Below are 6594 nucleotides of genomic sequence, written 5' to 3'. Positions count from 1 at the left end.
CTACTCTTACATTTTCAGAAATAAGCTCAGGTAAAAAGGTCCCGAGGAATTCCTGAGGAAGCTTCATTAAAAAGTCGACTTCACTTTTCGGACGTTTCCAATTTTCAGTGGAGAACGCATAGACGGTTAATGTTTTTACTCCTAATTTATTGGCTACTTTCGTAATTTTACGAACGGTTTTCATTCCTTCATGATGACCGGCCACGCGTGGCAGTGCACGCTTTTTGGCCCAACGGCCGTTTCCATCCATAATAATGGCAATATGTTGAGGAACATCAAACTTCTTAATATGCTGAATCCTATTTGTTACATCGGAAGAAGCATCTTTTTTAACGAAACGCTTCCATAGTGAATACATATGTTAGTCCCCCATTAGGTTGTACTTATCTCTCTACAAAGTTAAAAATATTCGCGCTCTATGTATATCAAGCTTTCTGCGAAAAAGAACAGAATCTTTATTATAATATCAAAAAAAAACTTGTTCTCATATTATTATGAAAAAAATTTCTTAATTAGAAGTCAGAAGGGGAGAAATTATCACTTCTTTTTTCTAAAAACAGTTTATCATTTGCAATGAAAAATACAAAAAAGGACCACCTCCAACGTTTGCATGCAGCTTACTAACTCAAGGCGTAATCATTATCGGAGAAACCTTATTATAACAGTTTTCTCTTTTTAGCACACCTATATGTTAGAACTAAGACATGACCTGTATGGATTCGGCCCTCTTTATTTTATATTTTAAGAAGAGATTATACTTCCAAAATTTCTTTTTCTTTATCTTTCGTAATCTCATCGATTTTCGTGATATTGCCATCAGTCATCTTTTGGATGTCATCAGCATAGCCGCGTAAATCATCTTCAGTGATTTCACCATTTTTTTCAAGTTTTTTCAAATCGTCATTACCATCGCGACGAACATTACGGACTGCTATTTTCGCTTCTTCCGCTTCTTTCTTGACAACCTTCACAAGCTCTTTTCTACGTTCTTCAGTTAACGCAGGAATGGCAATACGGATGATTGACCCATCATTGGAAGGATTTAAACCTAAGTCAGATTTCAAAATCGCTTTTTCAATCTCACCTAAGACGGTTTTGTCATAAGGCTGAATCACTAAAAGTCTAGCTTCCGGTACAGAAATACCAGCAACCTGATTAATCGGGGTTGGAGAACCATAATAATCAATAGATATTCTATCAAGCAACGAGGCATTCGCCCTGCCGGCACGGATGCTGGCTAATTCACGTGTGTAAGCTCCAATGGCTTTTTCCATTTTCGTTTTCGCATTTGAAATAACTTGTTTCGGCATCTTTTATTTCCCCCTTACAATTGTTCCAAGCGTTTCGCCTAAAACCGCTCGTTTAATATTACCTTTTTCCATAATCGAGAAGACAATCAATGGTATATCATTGTCCATGCAAAGTGAGGACGCAGTTGAATCCATTACTTCTAATCCCTCTTTAATCACATCAAGATAAGAAAGTTCATCATACTTCACAGCATTTTTGTCTTTAACCGGGTCAGCATTATAAACGCCATCCACATTATTCTTCGCCATCAAGATAACGTCAGCTTCAATTTCAGCTGCACGCAAGGCGGCAGTAGTATCCGTTGAAAAATAAGGATTACCTGTACCAGCTGCAAAAATTACAACCCTCTTTTTCTCAAGATGTCTGATCGCACGGCGTCTAATGTATGGTTCTGCCACTTGTCTCATCTCAATGGAAGTTTGGACGCGTGTTTCAATTCCAAGTTGATCAAGGCTATCTTGTAAAGCCAATGAGTTCATGACTGTAGCCAACATACCCATATAATCGGCATTAGCACGATCCATGCCCATTTCACTTCCGATTTTCCCGCGCCAAATGTTTCCGCCACCGACAACTACAGCAACTTCTACATCAAGTTCAGCTACTTCTTTCACTTGTTCAGCAATTGATTTAATTACTGCAGGGTTAATTCCAAACCCTTCGTCACCGGCTAATGCTTCGCCACTGAGTTTTAGTACAACACGTTTATATTTAGCGTTACTCATGAAAACCTCCAACTATGTAATCTTTTCGTTCGTTCATCCCGTTATTCTTGCTAACAAAAGTTCATGACATTTCAAAAAATAGGGAACACTAGAGTGTTCCCTATTCAATCATTTTCTTGCAATTAGTCTTTTTTAACTTGGTTCATTACTTCTTCAGCAAAGTTTTCTTGACGTTTTTCAAGACCTTCGCCTACTTCATAACGAACGAATGATTGGATTTTTCCACCTATAGATTCAACGAATTGTCCAACTTTTTGATCTGGATTTTTAACGAAAGCTTGTTCGTTCACACAGATTTCTTCGTAGAATTTGTTGATACGTCCTTCAACCATTTTCGCAACGATTTTTTCTGGTTTACCTTCATTAAGAGCTTGTTGTGTAAGAACTTCACGTTCGCGGTCTAATTCACTTGCATCCACTTGGTCACGTGAAATATATTTCGGGTTAATTGCAGCGATATGCATTGAAACGCCTTTAGCAGCCTCTGCATCAGTTGTACCCTCAAGAACAGAAAGCACACTGATACGTCCACCCATGTGAAGGTATGCGCCAAATGCGTCATTATCTGTTTTTGTAACAACTTGGAAACGACGTAGAGTTAAWTTTTCACCAATTTTAGCAACTGCCGCATTGATATGATCTGCAACTTTTGCTCCATTTTCCATTGTTTGCTCAAGAGCAATTTCAACGCTTTCAGGTTTGTTAGCAAGAAGGAATGCAGCCAATTCTTTAACAAGAGCTTGGAAGCCTTCGTTTTTAGCAACAAAATCTGTTTCTGAGTTCACTTCAAGGATAACTGCTTGGTTTCCTTCAACAACGATAGAAGTTAAACCTTCAGCAGCGATACGGTCTCCTTTATTAGCAGCTTTCGCAATTCCTTTTTCACGTAGGAAATCGATTGCTTTTTCCATATCACCTTCAGTTTGTACTAGCGCCTTTTTACAGTCCATCATGCCGGCACCAGTTTTTTCACGCAATTCTTTAACTAATTGTGCAGTGATTGCCATAATATTTATCCTCCTCAAATTAAATGCAGTTTATTCAGTCTTTACCCATTTTGCCAGATAATACTTGTTTTTATCAATAAAAACAACAAATTATAGCAAAATTCTCAAAAAACCATCAGCCGGTCATTCTTATGGACAAAACCCTGATGTCATATTATCTTCATTCCCTGAAAATCAACCGTAACGTTTTTTAAAAATTCGCACGGGATTTATGTATGCTTATTTAGTGCAAAAAAAAGGGATAAAAGGCATTATCCTCTTATCACCTTTTTTTCTTACTAATTAAGCAACCTTTTTTGCCTATTAAGCAGTTGTTGTTTCAGTTGCTGTTTCTTCGCCTTGTTTAGCTTCTAAGATAGCATCTGCCATTTTACCTGTTAATAATTTAACAGCACGGATTGCATCGTCATTCGCAGGAATAACTACATCGATTTCATCCGGATCACAGTTTGTATCAACGATACCAACAAGTGGAATGTGTAATTTGTGTGCTTCCGCAACAGCAATACGCTCTTTGCGAGGGTCGATAACGAAGATCGCATCTGGAAGAGTCTTCATATCTTTAATACCGCCTAAGAATTTCTCTAAGCGATCCCATTCTTTTTTAAGTTGGATAACTTCTTTTTTAGGAAGTACTTCGAAAGTTCCGTTTTCTTCCATTTTTTCGATATCTTTAAGACGAGTAATACGTTTTTGGATTGTTTCAAAGTTTGTTAAAGTTCCACCTAACCAGCGTTGGTTTACATAGTACATACCAGAACGGATAGCTTCTTCTTTAACAGATTCTTGAGCTTGTTTTTTAGTACCAACGAAAAGAACAGTTCCACCGTTAGCAGCTAGTTCTTTAACGAAGTTATAAGCTTCCTCAACCTTTTTAACTGTTTTTTGAAGGTCGATGATGTAGATGCCGTTACGCTCAGTGAAGATATATTTCTTCATTTTCGGGTTCCAGCGACGTGTTTGGTGTCCGAAATGCACACCAGCTTCAAGCAATTGTTTCATAGAAATGACTGACATTTTAGTTCCTCCTAAATGGTTTTGTTTTTCCTCCGCTCCGATCATTTTCATACAGAAACTGTCTAAACAGCACCATCTGCTAGAATCACGGGGCGTGTGTATTAACACCATTTCATAATATATCATAATGATACGACACTATCAAGCAAAAATTATCTATTCATGTGAAACTTTAATAAAAGTTCAATTTCTGTTTTGCCGCGATTTAATTTTTTTGCGATTTTTTCTATAGAATGGCCTTGATCCGCTAAATATTCTACTTGTTCATTTAATGATAATTCATTTAATCCAACCTGTAACATGCCTGAAAATTCTTTTTCATACTCCTGGTTGGACAGAGAAGGGGCTTCTGAAGAAAGGTCCAATCTATCTTCCGATTTTAAGGGAAATCTATGCTCCTCATTATCTTCTGGCTTTTTGTTATAGGCTTCGGCAGCTTGCTTTTTTGTTCCCATATGCCGCCCTTCTTTGTAATCGGGCAACATTTTTTTCTCTCGCTTGATTTCGTTATCTCTCGTGGAATTCTTCACTACCGCACGTTCTTGTTCTTCATGCTCACCCTTGGGTTTTAATGCAACTGAATTCGTAAAAGTCTTTACCAACGTCTCGTTATCTTCCTTCATTTCCATTAAATAACCAGACAAAAGTTCTTCCATCTCACTTATGATGGCTTTTTGGTCTTTTTCAAGCTTAGTTAAACGATTTTGACGGAGATATAAAACGACAACGGCGAAAATGGTGAGCATGTTTAAAAGAAACAGTAGAAACATAAAAATCACTAACATGGTGCCTCCCCTTAACCCGAATAGTCAATCCTGATTCCTTTATACGGATGAGAATCTTTTTTCACTGTTGTTATTGTTTTTTTCTTATTTTCTTTCTGCCTATCTTTTTTAAGAAACTGCCATTTATCGGCATTCCCTTCTTTTTCATAAAAATGAGCGGGAAGCTTTTGTTCTTCACTAACTACAGTCTTTAGTTTCCGTTCTTGATTCTTTCGAACTTGATGGGCAGCATGATCTTGTTGGATTAAATTTTTTTGTTGATTTTGCTCTTGGATTTTCCCTGCATCTTGGGTTCTCGAAAGAGCAATTTGCATCTCGATCGCGTTAAAACTCATGACAACCCACCCCTTTCTATAAAAACGGCATTTACAGTACTCTTTCTGACCCTACAACTCAAAATACTGAACAAGGAACTAGCCAGTATTATCGTCATCGTAACCAATTAAGTTGGATGGACCTGAAATGGGCAGTGGATTTTTTTGTTGGCGATTTGAAGAGTATTGCTGGTTTACTCTACTATTGGGAGGCAAAACACAACTCAATCTACCCTTTCAGGCACCAATATAGAATATTATGTAATTTATATACCTTTTACAGGGTCTATTTTCGAACACATGACGATTTAACCTGGGTGATATTGCTCAAGAGAACTCCATGGGAATAGTTTTCCAGACAATTTATTATGCACTTAGGTAACAGCATGATATGAAACCCAGCCTCCATGCCCCTTTACCCTCTCTATATTACTGCTTAATTCTTTTTATCCTGCATTGCGTTTCTTAGTTTATATATCGTCTTAGAATGGATCTGAGAAATCCGCGACGTAGATAGGCTCATTACTTGTCCAATTTCGGTTAAAGTAAGCTCTTCTTTATAAAAAAGTTGTAAAACCAACTGTTCCTTTTCATTAAGTGTTTCTATAACTTTGGCTAGTTCCACATACAGTTCGTTCCTTAACAGATGTTCCTCAGGTAGATTTGCTTTTTCATCTTTAATATGAAAGTTTGTGCCTTCTTTATCATCTTGCTCTTGAGGATTCTCATCCATTGATAAAACGTTGGCAAAGAAATTTTCATTTAATGCAGCATATACATCATCTTCCGGAATATTTAATTCAGATGCAATTTCATTTGGCGAAAGATTCCTCATGTATTTCTGCTCTAATTTTTCGATCGCAGACTCAATTTTCTTGGCTTTATCTCTAGCACTTCGCGGGAGCCAATCTTCTTTCCTTAATCCATCTAGTATCGCGCCACGAATTCGAAATGAAGCATATGTGTCAAATTTCAGATCACGTTTTGGATCAAAACGTTCTAGGGCATTGAATAACCCCATCATCCCCAAACTCCTTATATCATCACGGCTCACATTTTTAGGCATGCTCACTGAAATGCGTTGGACATGATAAGATACAAGTGGGATATATTTCTTAACCAAATTGTCCCCTGCTTGTTGATCTCTGCAGTCAATCCAATTTTTCCAGCATAACTGTTCCTCTCCGATAGTCAGATTAGACATAGGACTTCCTCCTAACATTGTATACATTTTGTAATCAAAACGGCCAACGAGGCTCTAGATGCAACAATATTTTGATTGCAAGTGTTCCTGTCATTTTCAAGTTGCACTTTTTTCTGACAAGTCGTAATCCCTTATTATATGTTTTTTGTCCCTTTATTCACGGTCCGGATATTTAACATACAATCTTTCGAATTAAATTCTATTGTTCTACCGCTATTCCCACCCACATCT

8 protein-coding genes and 1 pseudogene are annotated in these 6594 nt (G+C 37.4%); all 9 read right to left on the bottom strand.

What is annotated here, in order from left to right; genetic code table 11:
- Positions 1 to 358, bottom strand: a 358-nt coding sequence (gene uppS, locus AC1DUW_RS18430; protein WP_477643148.1) for a polyprenyl diphosphate synthase, incomplete at its 3' end; no start/stop codon positions are given.
- Between the two features lie 394 nt (positions 359 to 752).
- Positions 753 to 1310: a ribosome recycling factor gene (frr, locus tag AC1DUW_RS18425; RefSeq protein WP_053345352.1), complete on the bottom strand. Its 558-nt coding sequence runs from the start codon at positions 1308 to 1310 to the stop codon at positions 753 to 755.
- Positions 1311 to 1313: 3 nt separating this feature from the next.
- The gene (gene pyrH, locus AC1DUW_RS18420; RefSeq protein WP_053345351.1) at positions 1314 to 2036 is read right to left on the bottom strand and encodes a UMP kinase; all 723 of its coding nucleotides are present in this window, start codon (positions 2034 to 2036) and stop codon (positions 1314 to 1316) included.
- A 122-nt stretch (positions 2037 to 2158) separates the two neighbouring features.
- The gene (gene tsf, locus AC1DUW_RS18415; protein ID WP_477643147.1) at positions 2159 to 3043 is read right to left on the bottom strand and encodes a translation elongation factor Ts; all 885 of its coding nucleotides are present in this window, start codon (positions 3041 to 3043) and stop codon (positions 2159 to 2161) included.
- A 303-nt stretch (positions 3044 to 3346) separates the two neighbouring features.
- Positions 3347 to 4060 (bottom strand): 30S ribosomal protein S2, encoded by a 714-nt coding sequence (rpsB, locus tag AC1DUW_RS18410; protein ID WP_053345349.1) that lies wholly within the window; start codon positions 4058 to 4060, stop codon positions 3347 to 3349.
- A 152-nt stretch (positions 4061 to 4212) separates the two neighbouring features.
- Positions 4213 to 4845, bottom strand: a complete 633-nt coding sequence (locus AC1DUW_RS18405) for a hypothetical protein (RefSeq protein ID WP_053345348.1) — start codon at positions 4843 to 4845, stop codon at positions 4213 to 4215.
- A gap of 11 nt (positions 4846 to 4856) precedes the next feature.
- A complete protein-coding gene (locus AC1DUW_RS18400; RefSeq protein WP_053345347.1) occupies positions 4857 to 5180 on the bottom strand; it encodes a hypothetical protein in 324 nt (107 codons plus the stop codon).
- Between the two features lie 415 nt (positions 5181 to 5595).
- A complete protein-coding gene (locus tag AC1DUW_RS18395; RefSeq protein WP_477643146.1) occupies positions 5596 to 6363 on the bottom strand; it encodes a FliA/WhiG family RNA polymerase sigma factor in 768 nt (255 codons plus the stop codon).
- Positions 6364 to 6497: 134 nt separating this feature from the next.
- Positions 6498 to 6594: pseudogene (locus tag AC1DUW_RS18390) on the bottom strand (chemotaxis protein CheD); the annotation flags it as partial.

The sequence above is a fragment of the Peribacillus sp. P4_C12 genome, from assembly GCF_056402095.1.
The sequence above is the reverse complement of the archived record's forward strand: the minus strand, read 5'-3'. Positions and strand labels throughout refer to the sequence as shown.

Coding starts and splice junctions, on each gene's coding strand:
- frr (WP_053345352.1), bottom strand. CDS start 1,310: ATGCCGAAACAAGTTATTTCAAATGCGAAAACGAAAATGGAAAAAGCC.
- pyrH (WP_053345351.1), bottom strand. CDS start 2,036: ATGAGTAACGCTAAATATAAACGTGTTGTACTAAAACTCAGTGGCGAA.
- rpsB (WP_053345349.1), bottom strand. CDS start 4,060: ATGTCAGTCATTTCTATGAAACAATTGCTTGAAGCTGGTGTGCATTTC.
- AC1DUW_RS18405 (WP_053345348.1), bottom strand. CDS start 4,845: ATGTTAGTGATTTTTATGTTTCTACTGTTTCTTTTAAACATGCTCACC.
- AC1DUW_RS18400 (WP_053345347.1), bottom strand. CDS start 5,180: ATGAGTTTTAACGCGATCGAGATGCAAATTGCTCTTTCGAGAACCCAA.
- AC1DUW_RS18395 (WP_477643146.1), bottom strand. CDS start 6,363: ATGTCTAATCTGACTATCGGAGAGGAACAGTTATGCTGGAAAAATTGG.